Annotated in this window: 20 protein-coding genes; 6 read left to right on the forward strand and 14 right to left on the reverse strand. The window is 41.7% G+C overall.

Annotated features, from left to right (window positions below; translation table 11 throughout):
* Window positions 1–16: 16 nt before the first annotated feature.
* Window positions 17–2,650, forward strand: coding sequence for an ATP-binding protein (locus ACF8FD_RS07095; protein ID WP_279679164.1), 2,634 nt, complete (start codon window positions 17–19; stop codon window positions 2,648–2,650).
* A 55-nt stretch (window positions 2,651–2,705) separates the two neighbouring features.
* Here the strand turns inward: ACF8FD_RS07095 and grxD are convergent, their stop codons facing one another.
* Window positions 2,706–3,047, reverse strand: coding sequence for a Grx4 family monothiol glutaredoxin (grxD, locus tag ACF8FD_RS07100; RefSeq protein WP_279679165.1), 342 nt, complete (start codon window positions 3,045–3,047; stop codon window positions 2,706–2,708).
* Between the two features lie 162 nt (window positions 3,048–3,209).
* On the opposite strand from grxD, the gene ACF8FD_RS07105 reads away from it, so the two are divergent.
* Window positions 3,210–4,421 carry an aspartate aminotransferase family protein gene (locus ACF8FD_RS07105; protein WP_279679166.1) on the forward strand — a complete coding sequence of 404 codons (1,212 nt, stop codon included), beginning with the start codon at window positions 3,210–3,212 and terminating at the stop codon, window positions 4,419–4,421.
* A gap of 79 nt (window positions 4,422–4,500) precedes the next feature.
* Here ACF8FD_RS07105 and sohB read toward each other — a convergent pair whose 3' ends face one another.
* From sohB to ACF8FD_RS07140, 7 genes are all read right to left on the reverse strand, one after another.
* Window positions 4,501–5,472 (reverse strand): protease SohB, encoded by a 972-nt coding sequence (sohB, locus tag ACF8FD_RS07110; RefSeq protein ID WP_286407986.1) that lies wholly within the window; start codon window positions 5,470–5,472, stop codon window positions 4,501–4,503.
* Between the two features lie 280 nt (window positions 5,473–5,752).
* A complete protein-coding gene (gene pstB, locus ACF8FD_RS07115) occupies window positions 5,753–6,667 on the reverse strand; it encodes a phosphate ABC transporter ATP-binding protein PstB (RefSeq protein ID WP_004693593.1) in 915 nt (304 codons plus the stop codon).
* 13 nt (window positions 6,668–6,680) lie between these two features.
* The gene (pstA, locus tag ACF8FD_RS07120; protein ID WP_234303707.1) at window positions 6,681–8,069 is read right to left on the reverse strand and encodes a phosphate ABC transporter permease PstA; all 1,389 of its coding nucleotides are present in this window, start codon (window positions 8,067–8,069) and stop codon (window positions 6,681–6,683) included.
* Window positions 8,069–9,448, reverse strand: coding sequence for a phosphate ABC transporter permease subunit PstC (pstC, locus tag ACF8FD_RS07125; RefSeq protein WP_125280435.1), 1,380 nt, complete (start codon window positions 9,446–9,448; stop codon window positions 8,069–8,071). The genes pstA and pstC overlap by 1 nt, the downstream gene beginning before the upstream one ends.
* Before the next feature lie 104 nt (window positions 9,449–9,552).
* Entirely contained in the window at window positions 9,553–10,578 is a 1,026-nt protein-coding gene (locus tag ACF8FD_RS07130) for a substrate-binding domain-containing protein (protein WP_004693599.1), read from the reverse strand.
* A gap of 1,090 nt (window positions 10,579–11,668) precedes the next feature.
* Complete coding sequence (locus ACF8FD_RS07135; protein ID WP_058869439.1) at window positions 11,669–13,201, reverse strand: aspartate aminotransferase family protein; 1,533 nt, start codon at window positions 13,199–13,201, stop codon at window positions 11,669–11,671.
* 2 nt (window positions 13,202–13,203) lie between these two features.
* Window positions 13,204–14,577, reverse strand: coding sequence for a diaminobutyrate--2-oxoglutarate transaminase (locus ACF8FD_RS07140; RefSeq protein WP_010326460.1), 1,374 nt, complete (start codon window positions 14,575–14,577; stop codon window positions 13,204–13,206).
* 474 nt (window positions 14,578–15,051) lie between these two features.
* Here ACF8FD_RS07140 and ACF8FD_RS07145 point away from each other — a divergent pair, with 474 nt between their 5' ends.
* The 3 genes from ACF8FD_RS07145 to ACF8FD_RS07155 all read left to right on the forward strand — a co-directional run bounded on the left by ACF8FD_RS07145 (window position 15,052) and on the right by ACF8FD_RS07155 (window position 18,866).
* Window positions 15,052–15,753 (forward strand): SIMPL domain-containing protein, encoded by a 702-nt coding sequence (locus tag ACF8FD_RS07145; RefSeq protein ID WP_234303708.1) that lies wholly within the window; start codon window positions 15,052–15,054, stop codon window positions 15,751–15,753.
* A gap of 213 nt (window positions 15,754–15,966) precedes the next feature.
* On the forward strand, window positions 15,967–18,141 hold the full coding sequence (locus ACF8FD_RS07150) for a TonB-dependent receptor family protein (RefSeq protein WP_392453296.1): 2,175 nt from the start codon (window positions 15,967–15,969) through the stop codon (window positions 18,139–18,141).
* Between the two features lie 128 nt (window positions 18,142–18,269).
* Complete coding sequence (locus tag ACF8FD_RS07155; RefSeq protein ID WP_062034592.1) at window positions 18,270–18,866, forward strand: phosphatase PAP2 family protein; 597 nt, start codon at window positions 18,270–18,272, stop codon at window positions 18,864–18,866.
* Between the two features lie 59 nt (window positions 18,867–18,925).
* Here the strand turns inward: ACF8FD_RS07155 and proB are convergent, their stop codons facing one another.
* The 3 genes from proB to ACF8FD_RS07170 all read right to left on the reverse strand — a co-directional run bounded on the left by proB (window position 18,926) and on the right by ACF8FD_RS07170 (window position 22,082).
* Complete coding sequence (gene proB / locus ACF8FD_RS07160; protein ID WP_234303710.1) at window positions 18,926–20,059, reverse strand: glutamate 5-kinase; 1,134 nt, start codon at window positions 20,057–20,059, stop codon at window positions 18,926–18,928.
* 26 nt (window positions 20,060–20,085) lie between these two features.
* Window positions 20,086–21,300, reverse strand: a complete 1,215-nt coding sequence (cgtA, locus tag ACF8FD_RS07165) for an Obg family GTPase CgtA (protein ID WP_004980365.1) — start codon at window positions 21,298–21,300, stop codon at window positions 20,086–20,088.
* 401 nt (window positions 21,301–21,701) lie between these two features.
* Complete coding sequence (locus tag ACF8FD_RS07170) at window positions 21,702–22,082, reverse strand: helix-turn-helix domain-containing protein (RefSeq protein WP_004980366.1); 381 nt, start codon at window positions 22,080–22,082, stop codon at window positions 21,702–21,704.
* A 112-nt stretch (window positions 22,083–22,194) separates the two neighbouring features.
* Here ACF8FD_RS07170 and ACF8FD_RS07175 point away from each other — a divergent pair, with 112 nt between their 5' ends.
* Window positions 22,195–23,046 (forward strand): SDR family oxidoreductase, encoded by an 852-nt coding sequence (locus ACF8FD_RS07175; RefSeq protein ID WP_234303711.1) that lies wholly within the window; start codon window positions 22,195–22,197, stop codon window positions 23,044–23,046.
* A gap of 52 nt (window positions 23,047–23,098) precedes the next feature.
* Here the strand turns inward: ACF8FD_RS07175 and ACF8FD_RS07180 are convergent, their stop codons facing one another.
* The 3 genes from ACF8FD_RS07180 to ACF8FD_RS07190 all read right to left on the reverse strand — a co-directional run bounded on the left by ACF8FD_RS07180 (window position 23,099) and on the right by ACF8FD_RS07190 (window position 25,530).
* Window positions 23,099–23,779, reverse strand: coding sequence for a hypothetical protein (locus ACF8FD_RS07180; RefSeq protein WP_178927871.1), 681 nt, complete (start codon window positions 23,777–23,779; stop codon window positions 23,099–23,101).
* A gap of 16 nt (window positions 23,780–23,795) precedes the next feature.
* Window positions 23,796–24,503 carry an MFS transporter gene (locus ACF8FD_RS07185; protein WP_341767644.1) on the reverse strand — a complete coding sequence of 236 codons (708 nt, stop codon included), beginning with the start codon at window positions 24,501–24,503 and terminating at the stop codon, window positions 23,796–23,798.
* A gap of 163 nt (window positions 24,504–24,666) precedes the next feature.
* Window positions 24,667–25,530, reverse strand: coding sequence for an IS982 family transposase (locus tag ACF8FD_RS07190; protein WP_017397145.1), 864 nt, complete (start codon window positions 25,528–25,530; stop codon window positions 24,667–24,669).
* Window positions 25,531–25,592 lie beyond the last annotated feature (62 nt).

Genomic DNA, 25,592 nt, shown 5'->3' on the forward strand with positions numbered 1-25,592 from the left:
AGTTTCGGATTTCAAAGTGACCCAAAAACACGATCAAATGAGCTCTTCTTTATCTGTACCACCTGCATTAAATAGTCAAGAAAATCCAGAAAACAACCTTAGTTCAGCATTTGACCAACCCGAAATTCAAACGACCTTAGCAAAGACACAACTTCAAGCAGAGCAACTGACGCACACCCCTGCTCTGGATAAGATACCAGCCTCAACGCGTCGTATTAAACCGCTCAATAATTTTTTAGGGCAAGACCGTGCACGTGCTTCAGTTGAAGCAGGCATTTCATTACCTTACTCTGGCTATAACATCTTTGCCGTAGGGACAGCTGGCTTGGGCAAGCGCACCATGGTCAAGCGGTTACTCCAACAACACGCCAAAAATATGCCAACACCGAACGATTGGGTTTACGTTTATAATTTTAAAAGCCCACGTCAACCGATTGCTTTAGAGTTGCCTGCGGGTCAGGCAGTAAAATTTCAAACCATGTTACATCAAACATGGCAAACCACTTTAAAGCAGCTCGAGCGCCGCTTTACTGCTGAAACTTACCACAACCGTATAGAAGCCATTCGCCAACAAACGGGTGACGTTCAGCAACAAGCTTTGATTGAATTGACTCAAGAAGGCGAAGAGCTCGACCTCAAACTGGTCTCTCGGAATGATGAACACTGCTTTATCCCCGTCCGGTATGTAGACGATAAAGTGTTAGAAATGACGCAGGCCGACATCAATGCATTAAGCTCTAAAGAGCGTTCTGAAATTAATGCCAATATACGCCACATGGACAAAAAACTTGAGCGTTTAGGCATGCATTTAGGCGACTTGGAAGAAGACGCCCGCGATAAAGTTCAAGTGTTGAATCGCGATATTGCCAAGCAAGTTTTATTGCCTAAAGTTGAACAGTTACTGACTAAGTTTGCTGAGGTTGAAGGCTTAAAAGACTATTTAAAATATTATGCTGAAGACATTATTAACAATGTCGAGGTGGTACTCGAACAAGAAGAAGATGACTTTACCCCAGGCCTGTTTAGTCGTATCCCTTCGCGCTATCAAACCAATGTGATTGTGTCGCATAAACCCAATGCTGGTGCACCAGTTATTTTTGAAGACTTCCCAACTCACTACAATTTGCTTGGCCACGTAGAGCAACTGACTCAACATGGCACCATTACTACAGACTTTACCTTAATCCGTCCAGGGACATTGCATAAAGCCAATGGTGGTTTTTTAATGTTAGAAGCAGAACAACTGCTTGAACAGCCATATGCATGGCAAGGCCTAAAACGTGCTTTAAAATCAGGCCAGTTAAAACTTTCTTCACTTGAGCATATGTTGACACTGACAGGAAGTATCTCAATTGAACCTGAGGCAATTCCGCTGAATTTGAAAGTGGTTTTACTCGCAGAGCCTGAAATTTACTATGAAATACTTGAAGTAGAACCTGAGCTTGGCAGTGTCTTTAAAATCCGTGCCGACTTTACTGATACGTTGCAGCGTAATGAAGTAAATGAACAAGCCTATATGCAACTAATCGCAGACTATGTACAAGCCGATAAATTACTTCCTTTCGATCGATCTGCGCTTTCTGCGCTTTTGACTGATTCTAGCCGTCAAGCCGAAGATCAAAGCTCCTTATCTCTACATGCCCTCACATTGGGTGATTTGATTCGTGAGGCGCATCATCACGCCTTCCAATCAGGCGATAAGATGGTCTCGGATCAACACATTAATATGGCATTAGATCATCGTAAATATCGCTTAGGTTATTTGCGTGAGCTCTATTGGCAGGATTTATCACGTGGTACACAGCTCATCGAAACGCGTGGACACCGCCTCGGCCAAATTAATGCGCTTTCGGTCATTCACTATGCGGATGTTGAGTTTGGCTTACCATCACGTCTAACAGCGTCTGTGTATCAAGGCGGCGGAGATATTCTGGATATTGAGCGTAGTGTCGAGCTCGGTGGCTCTCTGCATGCCAAAGGTGTGCTATTGATGTCATCGTTCTTAAAAGCACATTTTGGTCGTGAGCAAACCCTACACTTCTCTGCCGCGCTTGCCTTTGAACAAAGCTATGGTCAAGTCGATGGTGACAGCGCTACGGTTGCAGAACTCTCTGCTTTAATCTCAGCGATTAGCCAACTCCCGATTGATCAATCTTGGGCGATTACTGGCTCAATGAACCAATTAGGTCAAGTTCAACCAATTGGTGGTGTCAATGCGAAAATTGAAGGCTTCTTCGATGCATGTAAACTTCAAGGTTTAACTGGTAAACAAGGTGTGATTATTCCGCGTCAAAATATGCAACATTTAATGTTACGTAAAGATGTGATTGATGCGGTTTCAAATGGCCAGTTCCACATTCATGCTATAGATACGATTGATCAAGCGCTTGAACTACTTATGGCTCGACCAGTCGGTACTTTAGACAAAAAAGGACGCTACACGAAGAAGTCCATTTATGCAGCGGTGATGGATCAGTTAGATTATTGGCAAGCCATTGAAGATGGTGCTGAGTTTGAAGAAGAGCCGAAGAAAAAGAAAAAAAAGAAGAAGGACAAAAAAAAGGACAAAGCTGAAAAGAAGACCGTTGCAACTGAAAATACAGCGGAACAAACTCCTGAAGCTGTAAGCACTGTAATTACAACGGATTAAGCCTTTCCCTCAAACAAAAAAAGCGCCTCAATGGCGCTTTTTTTACAACTGAAGATTAAGCTTCAGGTGCTGGACTATGCTGTTCAACTAAAGGTTGTAATTCACCTTTTTGGAACATCTCTAGAATAATGTCACTACCACCAATCAACTCACCGTTGATCCATAACTGTGGGAATGTAGGCCAGTTTGCAATTTGTGGTAACAAAGCACGAATATCTGGATTTTCAAGAATATTCACATAAGCAAACGGACGACCAATTTGACTAAGCGCTTCTACAGCACGTGCAGAGAAACCACATTGTGGAAACTGTGGGGTGCCTTTCATATAAAGAAGTACAGCGTGTTTTGCAATTTGGTCACGAATTAACGCTTCGGTATCGCGTGCTTGTTCAGTCATTGATCAATCCTCAACTAATCTAACCCGCATTATACCCAAAACGTAGAAAAACAGTATGCCTAAAGCAATATTTCGACTTTTATTTAGATTTAGGCTTTAAAACTACAAGCATAATTGCTTAATATTGGATTTCACTTACCCTCTAACAGATAAGAGTTAGTCATGAATAACATTACCCTTGCTCCTGTACAAACTGATCAACCCTCACATTTGATGCCAGTATTTGGCCGTCAGCCGATCAGCTTTGTCCGAGGTCGAGGCTCTTATCTGTACACGGAGGATAGTACTGAATACTTTGATGCGCTAACGGGCATTGCAGTCTGTGGTTTAGGCCATGCACATCCTGTCATTGCAGAAGCGATTGCAGAACAAGCTATGACTCTCATTCATACCAGTAACTTGTTTGAAGTGCCTTGGCAAACGGCTGCAGCACAAAAACTTGCTGAAGTTGCTGGCATGGAAGAAGTATTCTTTTCAAACAGTGGTGCAGAATCCAATGAGGGTGCAATCAAAATTGCCCGTAAATTTGGCTACATGCAAGGCATTGCCAATCCAAAAATCATTGTTGCAGAGCACTCATTCCATGGTCGTACCATGGCAACTTTATCAGCAACAGGCAACAAAAAAGTCCAAGAAGGCTTTGGTCCATTGGTTGAAGGTTTTATTCGTGTTCCATTCGGTGACATTGAAGCTATTGAAGAAGCTGCAATTCACCATCCAGACATCGTCGCAATCTTTGTCGAGCCAATTCAGGGCGAAGGTGGTGTCAACACTGCTCCGCAAGGCTTTAGCTATTTGGAAGAGATTCGTCAGATCTGTAATCAACACAACTGGCTAATGATGTTGGACGAAGTTCAAACTGGTAATGGTCGTACGGGCGAATACTTTGCCTACCAACACACCAACATCATTCCTGATGTACTCACCACAGCCAAAGGTTTAGGCAATGGCTTCCCCATTGGTGCGGTGATGACTCAAGGTCGTGGTGTAGGCGTGCTGACCGCAGGTAACCACGGTTCAACATATAGTGGCTCAGCATTGGGTTCGCGTGTGGTGTATACCATCATCGACATTATGCAAAAAGAAAACATTGTACAAAATGCAGCTGAACAAGGCTCTTACATCGTAGAACAACTGCGTAACCAACTTGCCGATCAAAATGTGATTGTCCGTGGCTTTGGTTTGATGATTGGTGTGGAGCTACCAAAAGCATGTGGTGACTTAGTCAACATCGCTCGTGATGAATACCGCACCATTATTAACGTTACTGCGGGTTCTGTGGTGCGTTTACTGCCGACCTTGAACATTACCAAAGATCAGGCGGATCAACTGATTGAACGTTTGGTAAAAATGATTAAAGCGTACTTGGCTTAAGACAAAAAAGTCTGGTTCTAAAATTGCTTTTTGCATATTTCGGAACCAGACTTTTTGAAATGAATCGGCCAACTAAATATTAAAGTTTCGGATCACGCATTTGCACCAAATTTGCATTGGTTTTAGTTAAGGTTTCCATCACTTTATTCATGACTGCTGGTACCAAGGCATCTGCCATTTGCGCAGCTTGTAAGCCTAACTTCTCACCTAAAGTCGGTTTCTTACGTGTTGAAATGACATAAACATCATGATCGGTCAGTAAATTAAGTAAATAAGCATCTGAAGTTTGTAACTGATCGACCAAATTCAAATCTAAAGCATCTTGCCCATACCAGTGCTCACCTGTCGCTACTTTCTCAACATTGAGTTGTGGACGGTATTTTTCAACAAAGTGCTTAAACAGGACATGCGTCTGTTGTAACTCTTCTTCAAACTTCGCCTTACCTTCTGCTGTGTTTTCACCAAACATCGTCACTGTACGTTTATATTGCCCTGCTGTGTACAGTTCAAAATCGATATTGTGTTCTTTTAGCAGACGATTAAAGTTAGGGACTTGCGCGACCACACCAATTGAACCAACAACCGCAAAAGGTGCAGCAATAATCTGATTGGCGATACATGCCATCATATAACCGCCACTCGCTGCAACTTTATCGACACAGATAGTGAGATTGAAACCTGCATCACGTAAACGTACCAATTGGGCAGCAGCCAAACCATATCCATGTACCATACCGCCTGGGCTTTCTAAACGCACCACAACGCGATCACGCCCTGCTTTGGCTGTCGCTAAAATCAAAGTAATTTCTTCACGTAAGCTTTCTACCGCTGTTGCCGCAGTATCACCTTTAAAATCTAGAATATAAACTTTTTGATTGGCTTTTTTACGGTGACGAGACTCTTTCGCTAACTGCTGAGTCAGTTGCAATAACTCCAATTTAGAGGCTGTAGTTTGCGCAATTTTTTTACGTTGTTCATTAATACGCGCATTTAAATGTGTAATTCGAATTTCAGCGGGAAGTTTCGGTAAATGAAATAACATAGAAATTATATTCTCTAAAATAATACGTCGGTATATGACCTAGATTAGGTCAATGGCATTTTTTTTCAATAGCCATTTTTTGTTTTATTCTGTAATGCGTTATCTTTCACATTTAATCATTTATAAGCTGAGTCAATCCCTCAGACAGCACATCTTCGCATTTATTGTCCAATATGACTGCAATACACAATGCCCATTATCGTGGCTATTTCATCACCAAACCAAATGCTCGCGTATAAAAAACAGAGCACTTAGGCTCTGTTTTTTCAAATATTTCAAGTTGTGCGTATTAACCGAAACGACCTGTAATATAGGCTTCAGTTAACTGATGATCTGGCTGAGTGAAGACTTTCTCGGTTGAGTTCACTTCAATCAAGTCGCCTAAATGGAAGTAAGCGGTACGGTCTGATACACGTGCAGCCTGCTGCATCGAGTGTGTCACAATCGCAATCGTATACTGCGTTGAAAGCTCAGAAATAAGCTCTTCCACTTTCGCTGTTGCAATCGGGTCAAGCGCTGAACATGGCTCATCCATCAAAATCACTTCAGGGCTCACCGCAATGGTACGTGCAATACATAAACGCTGCTGCTGACCACCGGACAAGCCTGTGCCCGGTTGGTTTAAACGGTCTTTGACTTCATCCCAAAGGCCCGCTTTACGTAAGCTGTTTTCTACAATTTCTTCTAAGTCATACTTATCACGGGCTAAACCATGCAGTTTAGGGCCATAAGCCACGTTATCAAAAATTGACTTTGGAAATGGGTTTGGTTTTTGGAATACCATACCTACTTGAGCGCGAAGCAGTACCACATCGAGGTTTGGGTCATAAATATCTTGATTATCCAACATCACTTTACCCGTCACACGACAGCTATCAATGGTGTCGTTCATACGGTTCAAAGTACGTAAGAAGGTCGATTTACCGCAGCCCGATGGCCCAATAAATGCAATCACTTCATTTTCGTAGATATTCAGATCAATCCCTTTAATCGCTTCAGCTTCGCCATAGTAAACATGTACATCTGAAGTGCTGAGTTTGACTTGTCCTTGTGCCTGATCTTTCTTAGCAGAAGTCTGTGTATCGAACTGCGACACAAAAGAAGTACCCTGCTGACCTGAGGTCGTATTCGGGTTTGTAAATTGAGTGTGTTCTTGATTCACTGTTTGATCCTGATCTAAGGAATTTTTAACAACGGTATTCATATTTTGCCCTCACTTACCAACGGACTTCAAATTTCTTACGTAACCAAATTGCAATACTGTTGAGTCCAATCATCATTGCAAGGAGGACAATAATCGCAGCCGCTGTGCGTCCTTCGAAGAAGTTACGCAGCTCATTACCTTGCCACAAGAAAATCTGTACAGGTAAAGCACTTGATTGATCAAATGGGGTCGCAGGTACACTTGCAACAAATGCACTCATACCTATTAATAACAGCGGTGCAGTCTCACCTAATGCTTGTGCTACACCAATGATTGCACCCGTTAGAATCCCCGGTAGTGCAAGTGGTAAAACGTGGTGAAATACAGTTTGTACACGTGAAGCACCTAGTCCTAAAGCGGCCTGACGAATTGATGGTGGTACAGCTTTCAACGATGCACGTGTCGTAATAATCACCGTTGGTAAAGTCATTAAGCTCAGCACCAAACCACCGACCAATGGTGCGGAAAGCGGTAAATGCATCCAACCAATAAAGATCGCAGCACCGAGCAAACCAAAGACAATTGATGGTACAGCGGCAAGGTTGTTAATGTTGACTTCAATGACGTCAGTGATCCAGTTTTTAGGTGCAAATTCTTCAAGATAAATTGCAGATGCCACACCAATTGGAATCGAAATAATGATCACAATCAACATCATGAACAGCGACCCCATGAATGCCCCTGCTAAACCTGAAGTTGCAGGTGAACTACGCGAGTCTGGACTAACGAAAATGTTGGTATTGAAAGTATTTTCCATTACCCCTGAAGCTTTCATTTCATCGGCAAGTTGACGAACTTCTGGGCTCAACTGTTGCTGTTCATCAGGCAAACTACGGTCAATATTTCCTGCGAGCCACACATCAACGTTTGCATCGGCAAGCACTTTAATGTCTTCTTTCTTACCGACCAATGATGGATCTTTCATCACCATATCACGTAAGCGATACGCTTCAGAACTGGTGTACAAAGAAGCTAAATCATCTCGTTTAGAAGCAAGTGCTGGATCTTTTACAATCATGGCATTCACGATTAAAGCATCCCAATCCACCATGCCCATTTCAGTTTGCCAAGCAATAAAGCGCTCCTCAAACTGCGCTGGAGATTCTCCGGCACGCTGTACAGGTTTTGCACCTGTCGTAATAATGGCAGGGTCAAAGTACACAGGTAAACTCATGCTACTTTGCCAAAAAGCAGGTAAGCCTTTCGATAAAATACTGCCAAAAAGTAGCGCGACAAAGAATAAACCTGCAATCACTGCCGAGAAACCAAAGAAACGAAAGGTTTTTTCTTTACGGTGTCGTTTTGCCAATGAATTACTGATCGTTTGCTTACGCTTTTCTCGTAATTCTGCCGCATGTTGTGGATCAAATACTTGATCTGCTGTGCTATTAGAAGTCGTCATTAGTCGTATTGCTCACGATATTTACGCACGATGTACAGTGCAACAATGTTCAAACCAAGCGTAATTACAAAGAGTGTTAGACCTAGTGCAAATGCCACCAAAGCTTGCGGGCTTGCAAAGTCAGTATCACCAGTCAATTGGTTTACGATGGTAATGGTCACAGTTGAAATGGCTTCAAGTGGATTGGCATGCAATAGAGGACTATTCCCTGCTGCAAGCACCACAATCATGGTCTCACCGATGGCACGTGACGCTGCAAGCAAGAACGCGCCGATAATGCCCGGAAGTGCTGCTGGTATCACCACCTGACGAATGGTTTCGGACTTTGTCGCGCCCAAACCTAATGAGCCATCACGTAATGCACGTGGTACCTGCGTGATAATGTCATCAGAAAGCGATGAAACGAAAGGAATAATCATGATACCCATGACGAAACCAGCAGTGAGTGCGCTAGTTGCGTTGATGTGTAAACCAACGGATTCACCAAGCATTTTAAAGAATGGGCCAATGATCATCAGTGCAAATACACCGTAAACAATGGTTGGAATCCCTGCGAGAACTTCAATGGTTGGTTTTGCCCATGAGCGAAACCCAGAAGATGCATATTCAGCAAGATAGATCGCGATCATTAAACCTACAGGGACTGCAACCAAGAGTGCAATACCACTGACCATTAAGGTACCCCAAAGTAATGGCAGTAAGCCGTAGCTTCCTTCTGCATTACCAGAGGTACTAAAGCCGGGGTTCCATTCTGTACCGAAGAAAAAGTCGAGTGGACTCACAAAGTGGAAGAATCGCATCGCTTCGCTGAACATCGACATCACGATACCAATCGTGGTTAGAATCGCGACACCAGAACAGAGCGCAAGTGCAACATTAATGGTTTTTTCAACTTGGTTACGCGCGCGGAATTGAGTTGCAATGCGCTTTTTCGCAGCGACTAAACCTGCCAGTGCAGCACAAATCACCACTGCAATTTTTGCAAATGTTCCAATGCTTTGAAACTTCGCCAGTTGCTCCGCAGCAGCAAGCTCATACGCGGCTGGTGTATCTGTGACACCAAAACCTGAGGCAATCGCTTCTACACGGTTAATCAACACATCCGTACTAGCAGCATCTAAGGTTGCAGCGACTTGTGCTGGCACGTGATTTAACACCACATGATTCAAAACATTTGGTTCAACAATATTCCAAACAATCAAAATTAAAAAAGCAGGGATACCACACCACAAAGCCACTAACGCACCGTAATACCCCGGACGTGAGTGTAATTTTGCAGAATTATTTCCCTTACCTGCTAAGTTACGGCTCTGACTTAAGCCCATTTGATAGGCTATGGCAATCAGTGCCAATAACACACCTATAAGTAGCAGATTCATCTATTCTCCACGGTTCTTTCAATTTTCATTATTTGAAAAAACTTAATCCTAGTAAAAAACGTCAAAGGTAGGACTTGCCTACCGTTGACTGTTTCTACGCTTAATTACTTAACCGCTTTGCCTGCTTTGAAGTTCGCAAGAACTGCTGCACGCTCTTTGTCTGACATTGAGATCAAACCAGCACGCTCAAGCTTAGAACCTTTACCTGATACTTTCTTGCTGATGAAGTATTCCGTGTATTCTTTTAAGCCTTTGATTGATTTCAAATGCTCACCCTTCACGTAAAAGAATAGTGGGCGAGAAACTGGGTATGAACCATTCAAAATCGTCTTTTCAGATGGTGCAACATTGTTCACTGTAGCTACGCGTAACTTGTCACGGTTTTGGTCGTAGAAACCCAAACCAAACACACCTACTGCGCTAGGCGAGGTTTTTAAGCGCGCTAAAGTTTCAGTGTAGTCACCCGCAATCTCAATCACTTTGCCGTCTTTACGGAAAGTTGAACATGCTTTCTTTTGTGCATCTTTATCCATTGCTTTGATTGCTGCATAAGTTTCGCAGCCTGCATCAACCATTTTTTCTTGGAACACTTCACGTGTACCGTGGTTTGATGCTGGAATCACTAAAGTGATTGGTTCGTTTGGAAGGCTTTTGTCAATTTGGTTCCAACGTGTATATGGGTTTGCAACCATTTTACCGTTAGATGGTAACTGCGCTGCTAAAGCTGCATAGACGTGCTGTGGACGTAATTTATATGCTGCTTTGCTTGCATTTGAAGCGAATACAATACCGTCATAGCCAATTTTGATTTCGATCACTTGGTTCACACCAGCTTTCTTACAAGCAGCTAATTCTGTATCTTTAATTTTACGAGATGCGTTTGCGATATCAATTGTGTTATCACCCACACCATTACAAAACTGTTTTAAGCCACCTGAAGAACCGCCAGAACCAACAACTGGTGCTTTAAATTGTGGGAAAGTATTGCCAAATTCTTCAGCAACAATACTTGCATATGGTAAAACTGTTGAAGAACCCGCAATTTGGATTGTGTCACGAGCTGCGTTTGCCGTGGTTGCTACAGCTGCCCCAGAAACTACTACTGCAAGTGCGATATGGTTTAAGCGCATATTTGTTATCTCACATATTAAACATTTTGGAGTACGCCACTTTTTATTCAGTCTTGTACTTTTTTGGATAACTGCATTTTGATTTCAGAATATGACAAGCAAGTTACAGCATTGTGACACTTTCATGATGTTTATTTTTATTTTTCCATGATTCGTTACACTTTGTTCAATTTCACCCAGTCTAAACACGTAAAGAATTTTTCTTATTTCGATATACCGAGAGTGCGTAATTCATTTTACATAAACATCTTTTACGCTTTTATAAAAAATAAAACACATTTAGAATCAATACATAAAGCAAAAAAGAACTTCATAGACTTTGATTTATTTAACATTGAATATCCCTTCTAATCTATAAAACTTTGCGTATACCTATATGCAAAATCCATATAAATTTTCGCCATTTGTCAGAATTTCATAACCTATAAATGACAAATGCGTGGTGTCATATTTAGAAAATTGAGCATCATTTAGGTCTTAATTTTTACCTTTTATCCCTTATTTATTACTGAAAAATAGCATGCTCATCTCAAATACGAGAGCAAATTTATGACTTTCAGACTCAGGTACTTTTCTTATTTTTAGAAATATTTGTCCGAATAATGGGTATTTCTGACGACACCGCTTTATCTTTTTTCTAAAAGATAGCTCAAAGAAGGAGATTTTGGGTTTCTCCTCCCCTTACTGCCGCCTTAACCATTCATTTTTCGTAATAAGCGTGACAAGTCATATGAGTGCGACATTTCCCATGACAGCTAGCCAAACACGTTTATTTACCCCCCAATTTTTCGGGATTATGATAAGGACTTGCCTGTCGTGCAGGTCATACCTTTAACTTGAAAATTCGTGAAGGAAATCATTTGCCTGTTGAAAATCAAAAGCCCGAATATTTAGCTTTAGTCTTAACTATTGAAGCTCATTTTCCTGAAAATCATAGTTGAAGCAGATATCGACAACTACTTCATAGAAAAATAAAGCATCTCCAACATAATTAAAATTAGAAACTTAGCCAGTGATGTTATGTTCTTTAATATTTAGAACACATAAAAAAGGAGCTGATATCAGCTCCTTTTTTAACACAAACAATCGATTAAGCAATTGCAGGTGTATAGGTTCCATCTGCGATTGGACCTTTGATACGATCCGCTTCTGCAAGGACAAGACCAAGCAGATTCTTCACGTTATCTAAAGTCGCAACTGGACTTAAAGTCGTCATTTTCAATGATTGATTGTGGCCTACTTTAGTTACACCAATATTCGCTTCACCACGTGCAAACAATTCATCTGCAACGTTTTGGTTTAAGGTATCAAGCAATTCTACTGGATAGCCTGCTGGAACCACACGGAACAATACAGATGCAAATTGTGGATCAACCAACATCTCTAAACCAGCAGTTGCATTGATATAATCAGCAACGTCACGAGTTAAAGTAACGCCGTGGTCAATCATAGAGCCATACAGTTCTTCACCAAGCGCTTCAACAGTCATCCAAAGCTTCAACGCATCGAAACGACGTGTTGTTTGAAGTGACTTAGACACGAGGTTAGGCACGCCATGCTCTTCGTCATAAGCAGAGTTTAAATACTCAGCTTCGTAGTGCATGAAACGATAGTTCGCTTCGTCTTTTAACAAGAACGCACCACAAGAGATGGTTTGGAAGTAATGCTTATGGAAATCCAGCGTAATTGAGTCAGAAAGCTCAATACCATCCAACATATCGCGATGATTGTTCGATAAGATTAAAGCACCGCCCCACGCCGCATCGATGTGCATCCACGCGCCATATTTGTTGGTGATTTCACGAATTTGCTTCAGTGGATCAATTGCACCTGCATCGGTCGTACCCGCAGTTGCAACCACACACGCCACAATCTTACCTTCAGCTTGAAGGTGAGCCATGGTTTTTTCAAGTGCATCCACATCCATCTGCGCGTTCTCGTTCACAGGAACGGTCACGACTGATTGGAAGCCCATACCCATCATCGCCATGTTCTTTTGTACAGAGAAGTGTGCATTTTCAGAACAAATAACTTTGACGTTGCGCATCGCATCGCCCGGCACGCCATCACGCTGTACAGACCACGGATTACCGTTTTCGTCTTTCCAGTTTTTCGCAATACATGCATCACGTGCAAGCAGTACACCCATCAAGTTTGACTGTGTACCACCAGAAGTGAACACGCCTGCCTGACCTGCACCATAACCCACTTTTTGACGAAGCCAGTCAATCAACTGAACTTCCATCAATGAACCTGCAGGACTTTGGTCCCAAGAATCCATCGATTGATTCGTTGCATTGATCAGCACTTCAGCAATTTGACTGGTCACCATAGTTGGACAGTGCAAGTGCGCGAGCGAGTGCGGGTGATGGACTTTTAAGCTTTTGTTTAAGAAAAGCTCAACCATACGTTCAAGTGACTTTTGTACACCCAAACCTTCTTTAGAAGGAATAAATGCAATCGCACTGCGGAGCTCTTTGATGCTACCGCCCGTGTACATTTTGTCGTTTTGCAACCATGCTGCAACTGCTTTAGTCGCTTGATCCATTGCTGACGAGTAGTCAGCAATAGATGCAGCATCATTGCAGAGTAACGCCTTACGGTGTTCTGCAAAATCAACCATGATTACGCGCCTCGAGTTGCAACAAGTGCTTCAGCAATTGCTTTCTTAAAGCGAACAATTACTTCTTCACATTCAGCTTGAGTGATAATAAGTGGGCAAAGTAAACGAATCACTGTACCGTTACGACCACCTTTTTCTAACAACAATTTGTTGTTAAAGCATGCCGCTTGAATCGCTGCTGCCAGTTGACCATCTGCAGGTAAAGACCCCATATGATCCGCTGGTTTACGCTCATCAACAATTTCAACACCAATCATCAAACCACGACCACGCACGTTACCGATACATAGGAACTCTTGAGCAAGCTTTTTAAATTCAGCTTGTAAGAAATCACCACGTTCTTGTGCATTTTGCGCAAGCTTTTGTTCTTTGATAGTTTTGATCGTTGCAAGACCAGTACCCATTGCCAATTGGTTACCACGGAAAGTACCCGTGTGACCTGCTGGCTGCCAAGCATCAAACTTACGTTTAATACCCAATACAGCAAGTGGTAAGCTACCACCAACGGCTTTAGACATTACTACTACGTCAGGTTCAATACCCGCATGTTCAAATGCGAACATTTTGCCTGAACGTGCAAAGCCTGCTTGAACTTCGTCAAGAATCAACACAATGTTGTGTTTTTCAGTCACTTCGCGGATTTTTTTCAACCATTTGGTTGGCGCTGTTACCACACCGCCTTCACCTTGAATTGCTTCAAGAATGACAGCAGCTGGCTTGGTTACACCACTTTCAACATCTTCAATGAAGTTTTCAAAGAAATATGTCAAAGCATCCACACCCGCTTCGCCACCTAAACCAAGTGGGCAACGGTATTCATGCGGATACGGCATAAATTGAACGCCTGGCATTAAACCATTTACAGCATTTTTCGCAGACAGATTACCTGTCATTGCAAGAGCGCCGTGCGTCATACCATGGTAGCCACCAGAGAAACTAATCACTGTGCTACGACCGGTATACGTCTTCGCTAATTTAATTGCTGCTTCCGTGCCATCTGCACCAGATGGACCACAGAACTGTAAACAATACTCTTCCTTACCGCCTGGTAATTGTTCAAGCAATGCTTCAGTAAATGCATCTTTTAAAGGTGTCGTTAAATCCAAAGTATGTAAAGGAAGGCCACTTGCAAGTGTATCTTGAATACTTTGAATTACCGCAGGATGATTATGGCCCAAAGCCAATGTTCCTGCCCCAGCTAAACAATCGAGGTACTCTGTACCTTCAACATCAGTAACCCAGCAGCCTAATGCTTTGGCTATCGCTAACGGTAATTTCCGTGGATAGCTACGAACATTGGATTCCATCTGACTTTGGCGAGTCAAATAGTATTCGTTAGTAGTATTAGTGGCAGGGTTTACAGAAGAAACGCTCATATCGAATTACCATCTCTGATATGGGTTGAAAGAAATAAGTCGGGTGACTTTTGGTCCTTTGACTCGGCGCTTTATAAATTCTAGTCAGATAGCGTTTGGATACTTCATAACTAGGAGGCGGATGATACAGAAATTTTCAATAAAATAAACAGCTTTTGCACATTATCTGCCAGAAATTTACTAAAAAAATATATCATGCCAAACCATAGCTTAAATTATCCTCTTATAGTGTGACAACGTAAAGAAAAGCCGATGAATTTATTTATTTTTCAACTTCGCCACAAAAATTCAAAATACTCACCTTGGTTGAAAAATAAGTTTTTGAAATAAATAGATTTATCTAGGTTTTTCTGAAAAATATTTTATACCTTTTTTTTACAATCGAACCACAATATTTTCGCAAATTCACCACAAATTGGCTTTAAGCTTTTTACAAATGTTGCAAAACTCCTCCTAAATAAAAAAGGAATAAAAATGCGTCAATTCTTCATCCCAGCAATCGCGCTTAGTGCTTTATTTAGCTCAGCAGTTTTTGCTCAGTCTGAGAACCAATTAAACTACAATATTGTCAATGTTCAGGCCGAGGCAACACGCCAAGTATCCAACGATTTAATGAATGCAACGCTTTACATTGAACGTAGTAACAAACAACCTGCCGAGCTCGCTACACAAATTACGCAGCTGATGAATCAAGCCACAGCTTTAGCTCGTAAATATCCAAGCGTAAAAGTCGAAACAGGTTCTCAAACCACCTACCCAATTTACAACGATGACAACCAAAAGTTAAAAGAATGGCGTGGTCGTGCTGAAATTAATTTAGAAAGTACCGATTTTAAAGCGGCGAGCCAATTGATTGGTGAGCTACAGCAAAACTTCCAAACACAGTCAATCGGCTTCAGTGTGTCCGACACACAACGTAAGAAAGTGGAAAATGAGCTGATTGTTGAAGCATCGAAAAACTTTCAACAGCGTGCGCAATCATTAGTACAAGCATGGAGTAAGTCAGGTTATAACTTGGTTAACTTAAACATTAATACCAGCAACTACTACCCTCGCCCAGTCATGATGCGTGCAGAAAGTGCAAAATTTGCAGCAGCTGATGTGCCAATGCAAGATGTTGCAGGCGGTGAATCTAAAATCACTGTCAATGCAAATGGTACTGTTCAACTTAAATAATAGATTTCATTCAAATTCATCTCAAAAGCCATGTTAAACGTGGCTTTTTTATTGTGTATCCATCAATAAAACTTTAATTCGCCTATTAATTTTAGTGTTTTAATTGCAATAAGTGATAATGATTATTATTTAATTTCAACAAAGTTCAGCATATGATAGCCGCGCTCTTTCTTATGGATTGCGCACAAAAGAATGATTTAATCACGTCTTCATCTGCAGGATCGCAGATTATTCAAAGCCAAACAACTCAGTATTGCGATTGGACTTTTTATGAGCTGCTTGACCTATGCACAAGCAGAAGAACTCACGGACGCAACGAGCAACAATGTGCTTCCGACCATTAAACTTGAAGCACAAGGCAACTGGTTAGAAGATGCCAATGCAGAGAAAGTGCAAAAGCATGCAGGCGCTCGTACGATTATTACTCGTAATCGCTTAGATGAAGTTGCTGCGACTTCAATTAAAGATGCCCTGAAGCAAGCGCCTGGTGTTCAAGTCCAAGAAAATAATGGTACTGGTGGCAGTGATGTTTCACTCAATATTGGGGTCCGTGGTTTAGCCTCTCGTTTATCTCCTCGTTCTACAGTATTGCTCGATGGCGTCCCACTCTCATTTGCGCCTTATGGACAGCCTCAGCTTTCTCTAGCACCAGTATCATTAGGCAATATTGAATCTGTAGATGTGGCTCGTGGTGCAGGCTCTGTACGTTTTGGGCCGCAGAACGTTGGCGGTATCATTAATTTTGCAACTCGTGCTATTCCTCAAGAGTTTGCAGGTAATGTCAGCCTAACGACCGAATATGCTTCGGGTACAGATCAAGTCAAATACAGCCCGAATCTATTTGTAGGCGGAACCTTAGATAATGGTTTAGACCTTGCTTTACTGTATTCTGGCACAAAAGGTGATGGCTACCGTGAAGCCAATAATAAAACTGACATTGATGATGTCATGTTAAAAACGGCCTATCAAATTACAGATGCGGATGCGATTGCCTTAAACCTACATCACTATGAAGGTTATGGTGAAATGCCTGAAGGCTTAACTGCCGAAAAATATGCACAAAACCCTTATCAGTCAAATAAGTCACGTAATTATTTCTCTGGTCGCCGCTCAGATGTGTCATTCCGCTATACGCATCAAGATGAAAAAAATAACTTTGAATTGCTGACCTATTATATTGACTCATTTCGCACGAGCGACTTAGAGACAGATCTTAGTGCAACGACTTCGCGTATGGATACCTCTCCACGCGACTATAAAGTTTTTGCCATTGAACCGCGCTGGTCTCGTGCATACCAATTAGGTAACTCAAATAGCGAATTTACTATCGGCTATCGTTATTTAGATGAAGATAGTTCTGAGTTCTCAGGTCGCTCATCTACATATGCATTGAATGCACCTGTGACCGAAATTAAAGCACGTACCACGAGTGAAGGTGGCACTAAAGCACATGCGATTTATGCAGATAACCGCTTCGATTTAGGTAACTGGGTCATCACACCGGGACTACGTTTTGAATCAATTGAAACACATAACAATTTTACTGCCTATAACCAAGGCGTAGCAGTTAATACCGTTTCACCAAAAATTGATTCAGATGAGTTTTTACCCAGCCTATCGGTTATGTATAAAGCGACAGACAATTGGAACATTTTTGCCAATGCGGGCGTCTCATTCGGCCCACAGCAATACAACCAATTGGCACGTTTAGAAGGTGGGGTTGCGCAAAGTACAACTGATGGCTTGCATCCTGAAAAGTCCAACAACTATGAAATTGGGACGAAGTATTTAGGCAATGGTCTAAATGCAGAATTAACCGCGTTTTATTTAGACTTCAAAAAAGAGTTAATTTTAGAACGTGATGCGCAGAACAATGGCATTTGGACAGACTTAGGTGCAACCAGTCACAAAGGTGTAGAACTTGGTCTGGCTTATGACTTTGCCTATTTAACCGATGCGCTTGAGGGCTTAAAACTCTATAGCAACTACACCTTCACCAAAGCTGTGGCTGAAGCAGGCGACTTTGAAGACAAAGATCTTCCGTTCTACTCACGCCACACAGCAAATGTTGGTTTAGGCTATAAAGTGAATCAATGGAGCATCAATGCAGATATGTTTGCCCAATCTAAGCAGCATTCTCCAGGTTCGGGTGATACCTATCAAACTGACGAATCGGCTGATGGAAAATTAGGTGATATTCCAGGTTATTCCACTTTTGCCGTGCGTACAGCCTATGACTTTGGTGAGCAATTTCACGGTTTAAAAATCGCGGGTGGCGTTAAAAACGTGTTTGATAAACAATATCTCACACGTTCTACTGACTCAACAGGCGGAAAATATGTAGGGCAACCACGTACCTTCTACCTTCAAACGTCATTTGATTTCTAAAACTGAAAGCCAATTAGTTCAACTACATTGAACTGTTAAAAAAGACTACATTTTTGTGGTCTTTTTTATTTTAACAATATGACAAAATTATGACTCTCTTCCATACTTTATAAACACAATCCACTTTCATGACTCTTTCAGAACTTAATTTATCGCTTTTTTCATGGATTAATGCTTCTCCTGAAGCCAGTAATACCAGCATTCATTTTGCCATATTCATCGCCAATGACCTGCTCTATTGCATGATTTTACTGTTTGCTTGGTTTTGGCTACGTGGTAACTATGACACTAAAAAACAGATATTGAAGGCGTTTATCTTTACCAGTATCGCCATTTTGATCAGCCAATGTATTTCTCATGTGTATTATCACCCACGGCCTTTTGTCATGGAGGTCGGACGCACTCTCATTTACCATGCACCCAATGGCTCTTTCCCGAGTGACCATATGCTGATTTTTAGCAGTATCGCCTTTTCTTATCTCTTCTCTGCGCAGCGTAAACTGGGAATTTTTCTCTTGGTCATGGCTTGGCTGGTTGCATGGTCACGTGTCTATCTTGGTGTGCACTTTCCTTTAGATATGCTTGGGGCTTTTCTATTGGCTTTTGCCTTAAACTTCTTTGGATTAAAGCTTTGGAATCTCTATAAAGATACAATCATGCAATGGGCACTCACTATTCACTTTTACTTATTTAAGCCCCTTATTCAAAAAGGCTATATCAAATAACTTTTGCTTTAAAACAAAAAAATCCCGCTCGAAAGCGGGATTTTTTTGATGCGTTTAAGTCAGTAGATTGCCATGTGGTTGCGATGGATCATCTCAAGTGAACGTGCTTCACCTAGAACTTGGTGAACTTTATCTGACGCCAAGCCCTTTACCAACTCCGCAGAACGCGAACTAAAGTTGACACGCCCGACCGCAACACGGCCACCTTGGATATCAACACATTCAACCACGTCACCGCGTTCAAAATGCCCTTCCACAGCTTTCACACCAACTGGAAGTAAACTACGATGATTATCTTTAATGGCTTTGACAGCACCATCATCCAACACTAAACGACCCGCAGTTTGTAAGTGAGCCGCCAACCACTGTTGATGAGCGGTAATGCGGTCATTATCTGTAATAAACAATGTCCCGAGCATTTCACCATCCATCAAACGCGCAAGCACATTGTCGCTTTCACCACTGGCAATCAGCGTTGGACAGCCAGACTTTGCAGCTAAGCGTGCAGCACGGACTTTGGTCAACATACCACCACGACCAAACTTGCCGCCACCGCCAGCCATATCAAACAAACTCTCATCTAGAGCACGCACAGTATGGAACAGTTTAGCGTCTGGATTTGAACGTGGATCTGAGTCGAACATACCTTGCTGATCAGTCAAAATAATTAACAAATCTGCATGGACTTGACCTGCAACCATCGCAGCAAGCGTGTCATTGTCACCAAAGCGAATTTCATCGGTCGAAACCGTGTCATTCTCGTTGATTACAGGAATGACATGCCATTCAATCAAGTTCTGTAAAGCGTCACACGAGTTCAAATAACGACGACGGTCTGCCAAATCATCATGGGTTAATAACACTTGCGCGGTCTGAATATGATGTTTTTCAAGCACACTTGACCACGTATGAATAAGGCCCATCTGACCAATGGCAGCACACGCCTGAAGACTGGGTAGATCGGTGGGTCGGCTGTCTAGCTTCATACGAACCATACCTTCAGCCACAGCTCCTGACGACACCAGAATAATCTCATGTCTGGCATTGTGTAGATCTGCAATTTGTTTCGCCCAATGCGAAATTGCATCTATATCTAGACCTTGCCCATTTGCTGTGAGTAAAGATGATCCGATTTTAACAACGATTCGTTTACAAGCTTCGAGCTTACGTTGCCCATCTACCACTTCTATCATCTTGTCCTCAGTTACTCATTACGAGCTTAACGTACGTAAAACACTTCCATTTCGCCGTCATCTTCATCATCGTCTTCATCATCATCAGCCAACAGGCCTGCAAGACGTTGTTGGCGACGCATTTCACGATATGCTTCTTTAGCGGCAATCGTTTGTTCGCGTGTTTCAGCTTCAAGCTGCTCACGGAATGCTTTCACTTCTGCTGCATAATCAGGATCTTCAAGCTCACGTTCACGTTGTTGCTCAATTTGATCCATCAGGTAATACACAACTGGTTTTGTCCCTTCAGACATCAAACCTGAAGTTTTAAATACAGGACCATCCCACTGCATTTCATCTAAAATATGCTGACACCATTCATCACGCGTATCGTCTGCAAGTTGGTCAACTTTGTTTAATACTAGAACGATAGGTAACTTTGAAAGTGTCGGAGAGAATTTCTCTAATTCACCCAAGATCGCTTTTGCATTGTATGCAGGATCAGAACCATCAATCGGCTGAACATCCACAATGTGAAGCAAAATACGCGTACGCGCCAAGTGCTTTAAGAAACGAATACCAAGACCTGCACCTTCAGAAGCCCCTTCAATCAAGCCAGGAATATCCGCCATTACAAATGAACGATGACTGTCTGCATCGACCACACCAAGGTTTGGAACCATCGTAGTAAACGGATAGTCTGCAACCTTAGGTTTTGCTGCTGATACGGCACGAATAAACGTCGATTTACCTGCGTTTGGCATACCCAGTAAGCCAACATCGGCCAGTACTTTTAGCTCTAAGCGAATTTCACGGAATTCGCCTTTAAAACCATGGGTACACTTACGTGGCGAACGGTTCGTCGATGATTTAAAGTGAGTATTACCCAAACCACCATCACCACCCGCTGCGACAAGAACACGCTGACCACTTTCAACCAAGTCGCCAATAATGTCACCTGAGTCAGTATCAACAATGGTTGTACCTACAGGAACCTTTAATACTGTGTCTTCACCACCACGGCCTGCGCAGTTCGCGCCACGACCATTTTTAGCTCGCTCCGCACGGAAGCGGCGCGTATAACGGAAGTCTACAAGGGTACTGGTATTATCATCAGCTTCGATAAATACGCTACCACCACGACCACCATCACCACCGTCTGGGCCACCAAAAGGTACGAATTTTTCACGGCGAAAACTGGCTACGCCATTGCCACCGTCGCCAGCCTCTACGGTAATGACTGCTTCATCAACAAAGCGCATGCTGCCAATCCTCTAAATACTTTAAAACCGCATATTCTGCCATATTTTACAAAATTTCTCGAATATAATTATTCAGCGAAACATGAAATTTAGTCACAAAAATACCAAAATCTAATTTTTTGACACTTTTCACCTGATTTTCTTCATTTTTAATTTAAATGTGTTGACCACTTAGTTGTTAGGTCACTCTTCGACTCATTTTATTCAATCCTACTCAACTTTTACTCCAAGAAGGATTTTCTCATCAAAATAGCGCGCTAAAAGAGGAGATTGTTTGATCACAAGCCTTTTTCAGAGCCTGAAATTCTAATCAAATCTAATCCACTTCCGCACTCCAGAGGAATTCACTCTTAAAGTGTAATTAAGGATTCACACAACCAATCCACATTACTTGTCATCTTTTATTTTAAAGCTGCTACTCGCTCTTTGCTTTCCAGAATTTCAGGCAAACTTTTTTCAATCCAACCAATCAAATACATGGTCTTCTCAGCAGCTTGAGAACCCAAGATCGTCAATTGATACTCTACTTTGGGTGGCACCACGGGATAGACCGTCCGTAGAATAAAGCCATCATGCTCAAGCGTTTTGAGCGTCTGAGAAAGCATTTTCTCACTCACGCCTTCTATACGCTGCTTGAGCTCACTAAAACGATGTACGCCATCACTTAAACAACGCAACACCAGTACCGACCACTTACTCGTAAGATGCTCCAAAATTTCACGAGACGGACACTCCGTGGATAAAACTTGACCTAATAATTTGCTTGTCGCATAGGTGTGCATCATTTCTCTCCATTTGGTTTATTACTTACTTTTTGGTGCGTACTTACATTTAGTAAGTTAACAGATTAAGATTCAACCATCAAGTATAGAAAACAACCAACTTAGGTGAATTATGAAAATTGCAATCACAGGCGCAACAGGACAACTCGGCAACCTCATTATAGAGCAACTCTTGCAGTTGACTGCTGCCCAGAATATTGTTGCGCTGGTTCGTAATGTAGATAAAGCTGAACATTTCAAAACTCAAGGTATTGAGCTGCGTGAGTTTGATTATGACCGCCCTGAAACATTAGTTCCTGCTCTATTAGGAATAGATAAGTTATTACTCATTTCAGCCAATGAAATCGGTCGCCGTACACCTCAACACCAAGCAGTGATTAATGCTGCGAAAGTTGCCGGCGTACCTTATCTTGCTTACACCAGCTTACTACGTGCAGACACTTCCCCACTCGGCTTAGCGCAAGAACACCGTGAAACCGAAAAACTGATTCAAGACAGTGGAATCACTTATACCTTCTTAAGAAATAACTGGTATAGCGAAAACTACCTTGCGGGGGTTGCTCACACCATTGAAATTAGGACTCTTTTTGGCGCAGCTCAAGATGGCCGAATTAGCTCAGCATCACGTATAGATTATGCTGAAGCTGCAGCTAAAGTCTTAACCTCAACGAGCCATGAGAATAAAACCTATGAATTGGCAGGCTCTGAAAGTTTTACTAAAGCTGATTTGGCTCAATTCATCAGTCAGGCAACACATAAGCCAGTCATCTATCAAAATTTGTCTGCCGATGACCTGCGTCAAGGCTTAATTCAAGCCAGCCTCCCAGCACACTTGATTGATGTGATTGTGGATGCCGATGTGCAAACCGCCAAAGGTGCGATGTACAGCGACAGCAAAGACTTAGAACAATTGATTGGACGTAAGACCACCAGCATTCAAGATGCGATCAAAGCCTCACTTTAAGCCACCCATTTAATCTTCACATTCAAACACCACCAATCATTGGTGGTGTTTTTTATGGGTGAATGTTCTTCACGGGTAGAGTCATATTCATCTCCAAGTTCGCCGTCGTACTTCGCTCTATGTTGTACATAGTGGCATTGAAGCTTGCTATTTTGCGCATAGTCATTGGGTCATTCAAATTTAACTGTGGCGCAAACTGATGCAACACATGCAGATGCACTTGCTCATCAAACTCAAAATAGACCAAGCCATTAAACATAATTTTGATCGGGATCTGATAGTCTTGCTTTAAATGAAATGGCACAGCCAGCTTAATCGGAATATCTAAAGTGAGTGGAAACTTAGGCAACAGTTTATTTTGATAAATTAAATCCGTAGTTGTCTCCAACGGCATGTTTTGATCAATGAGCACCTCGGTTTGATAATCAACCTCCACTGAAACAGGCACTTCTACTTCAAACTCTAAATTTGCCAAATATTTCCCGGTCAAAGGCAGATTGATTTTCTGATCAATTTTCAGTTGCGTATCTAAAGTCCCAACAGATTGGGTTTCTAAATAATTACCCACTTGGATTTTTGTCGGTAAGGCGTCTGACAGTTGAATTTGTGCTTCACTCGCAGACACCTGCATACTGGCTTGAATATTTAGGTACAACCAAAACAGCGTACCCACCAAAATGACAACGCATACAAAACTCAATACAAGCCGCTTCATAGACTGGAATATCCACATACTCCCTCCTATGGCTTCACGTGTTCTTGAGGTTGAGGTTTTTCACGCAGTAGTTGCAGACTATGAGTGGAATTTTCAATTCACCCTGCTTAATTTCAATTGGTAATGTATTTTGCACATCCACTGAAGCTTTCAACGCCGTTTTAATGGGAACGTTTAAATGTCCCTGTATGGGAATATTGGTTTTAACCACTGTATTGACTGGAATATGTAGGTTTTCTTTAAGCACTGTTTTCACAGACGCATCAAACTTGAGGTGTACCTGCTGTTCAAGTGGCACATCGATATGAATCGGCACATCCAGCTGAATGGGAATATTTCCTTTTAAAGGTAAAGTCACATCTCGCCCCATGACTTTCACCTGTACCTTGGTATCTACAGGCATGTTCTGGTTAATTTTCAAGGTTTCACGTACTGGAATGATGGTTTTAATCGGAACCTGATTATCAAAATACACTCGTGGCGTCAGCGTTTGGGTCAGTGGAATATTCAGATTTTCACGGATCGGAATTTCTGCATTGACGCGCCCTGTGACATCAACATCTAAGGCATCATGAATTTTAACCTCAGCTTGTAAAGGCTCTTGCAGATCAATACTGACTTTTTGATTTTCTAAGGGAATATAAATATTAAAGTGTTTAAACGTCCAAATAGCGATAAGTACACCGCATACAGATGCCAACACAATGAATGCCAATCCACTTAGCACATGCTTCACTTGCAAATTCAAATTCCTTTTGTTTTATTTTCTTTTTATCTGACAAATATCATCCTTTTGTCAGCCTAGAAAATCATTGGGGGCGGTATACCAACCAGACTCTATAATTTTTATCACCCTATTCTACACAGTATTCTAATTATTCTAACCTGAGTTCGACGAAATCTGCTTAGCCTTTTAGCATATTTTGGAAAGTTGGCTTATTGGGATTCAAACAATAAGCCACTACAGCAGCCATGATATTCACCATGAAGTTATTTACCGAACGATGACGTGAATGTTCAAGTTGATGTAAATTTTTTAATTGATCATTCACGGTTTCGATCAATCCTCTTCTGCAAAGTAATTGTTTTTCTTCTTCAGTTTGGATGGGTTTATTTTTCATATTCCGACGTGATGGGGTCAATATTTTCAGTCCTCTTGCTGCTAAAGCTTCGGCTTTTGCTTTGCTCAAATAGCCTTTGTCTCCGAGTAGGATTCCTTTTAATTCTTGAGTTAAAGATTCTAATATAGCAACATCATGAACATTTCCCGATGTTAGTTTGAGATTAATAATTTCACCTAAATTATTGATAACGATATGTAATTTAAAACCATAAAACCAACCCGTACTACTTTTTCCACGGCCGGCCAAGCCTTTAAATACACGATGCCTTTTAATCCGAAGATTATGGCAAACTACCAATTTAGTGGAGTCAATGATACTGATTCCCGTATCTTTTCCTTTCACCTGGTGGAAGAAACTACTCAGAGCTTGCAAACAACGGGGCATGATTTCAATAAATCGGTTGTAGCTAAGCAGTTTAGTAAAAGCAGATTTCCAGAATGGAACGATCATTTGGCAATAAAAATATTTGAAGAATCTAAAACCGGATTGATGAAATAAAATGACAATGGTCATTGCTTCAGACAAGCTCAAGGCTGACTTTTTCAGCTTGGATTTTTGATCAGAAATTAAAGCTTTTTCTAAAGATTCATTAAATGTTTTGCAGAAATCGTCCAAAATACAAAATAATTCGGTAATATGATCCATCGAGAAGCCTTGTTTTATAACATTTTGTATTGAGAACCAATATGTTATAAATTCAGGGCTTT

Origin of the sequence: Acinetobacter sp. TYF_19 (assembly GCF_043105125.1) — a bacterium.
GTDB lineage: Bacteria > Pseudomonadota > Gammaproteobacteria > Pseudomonadales > Moraxellaceae > Acinetobacter > Acinetobacter johnsonii.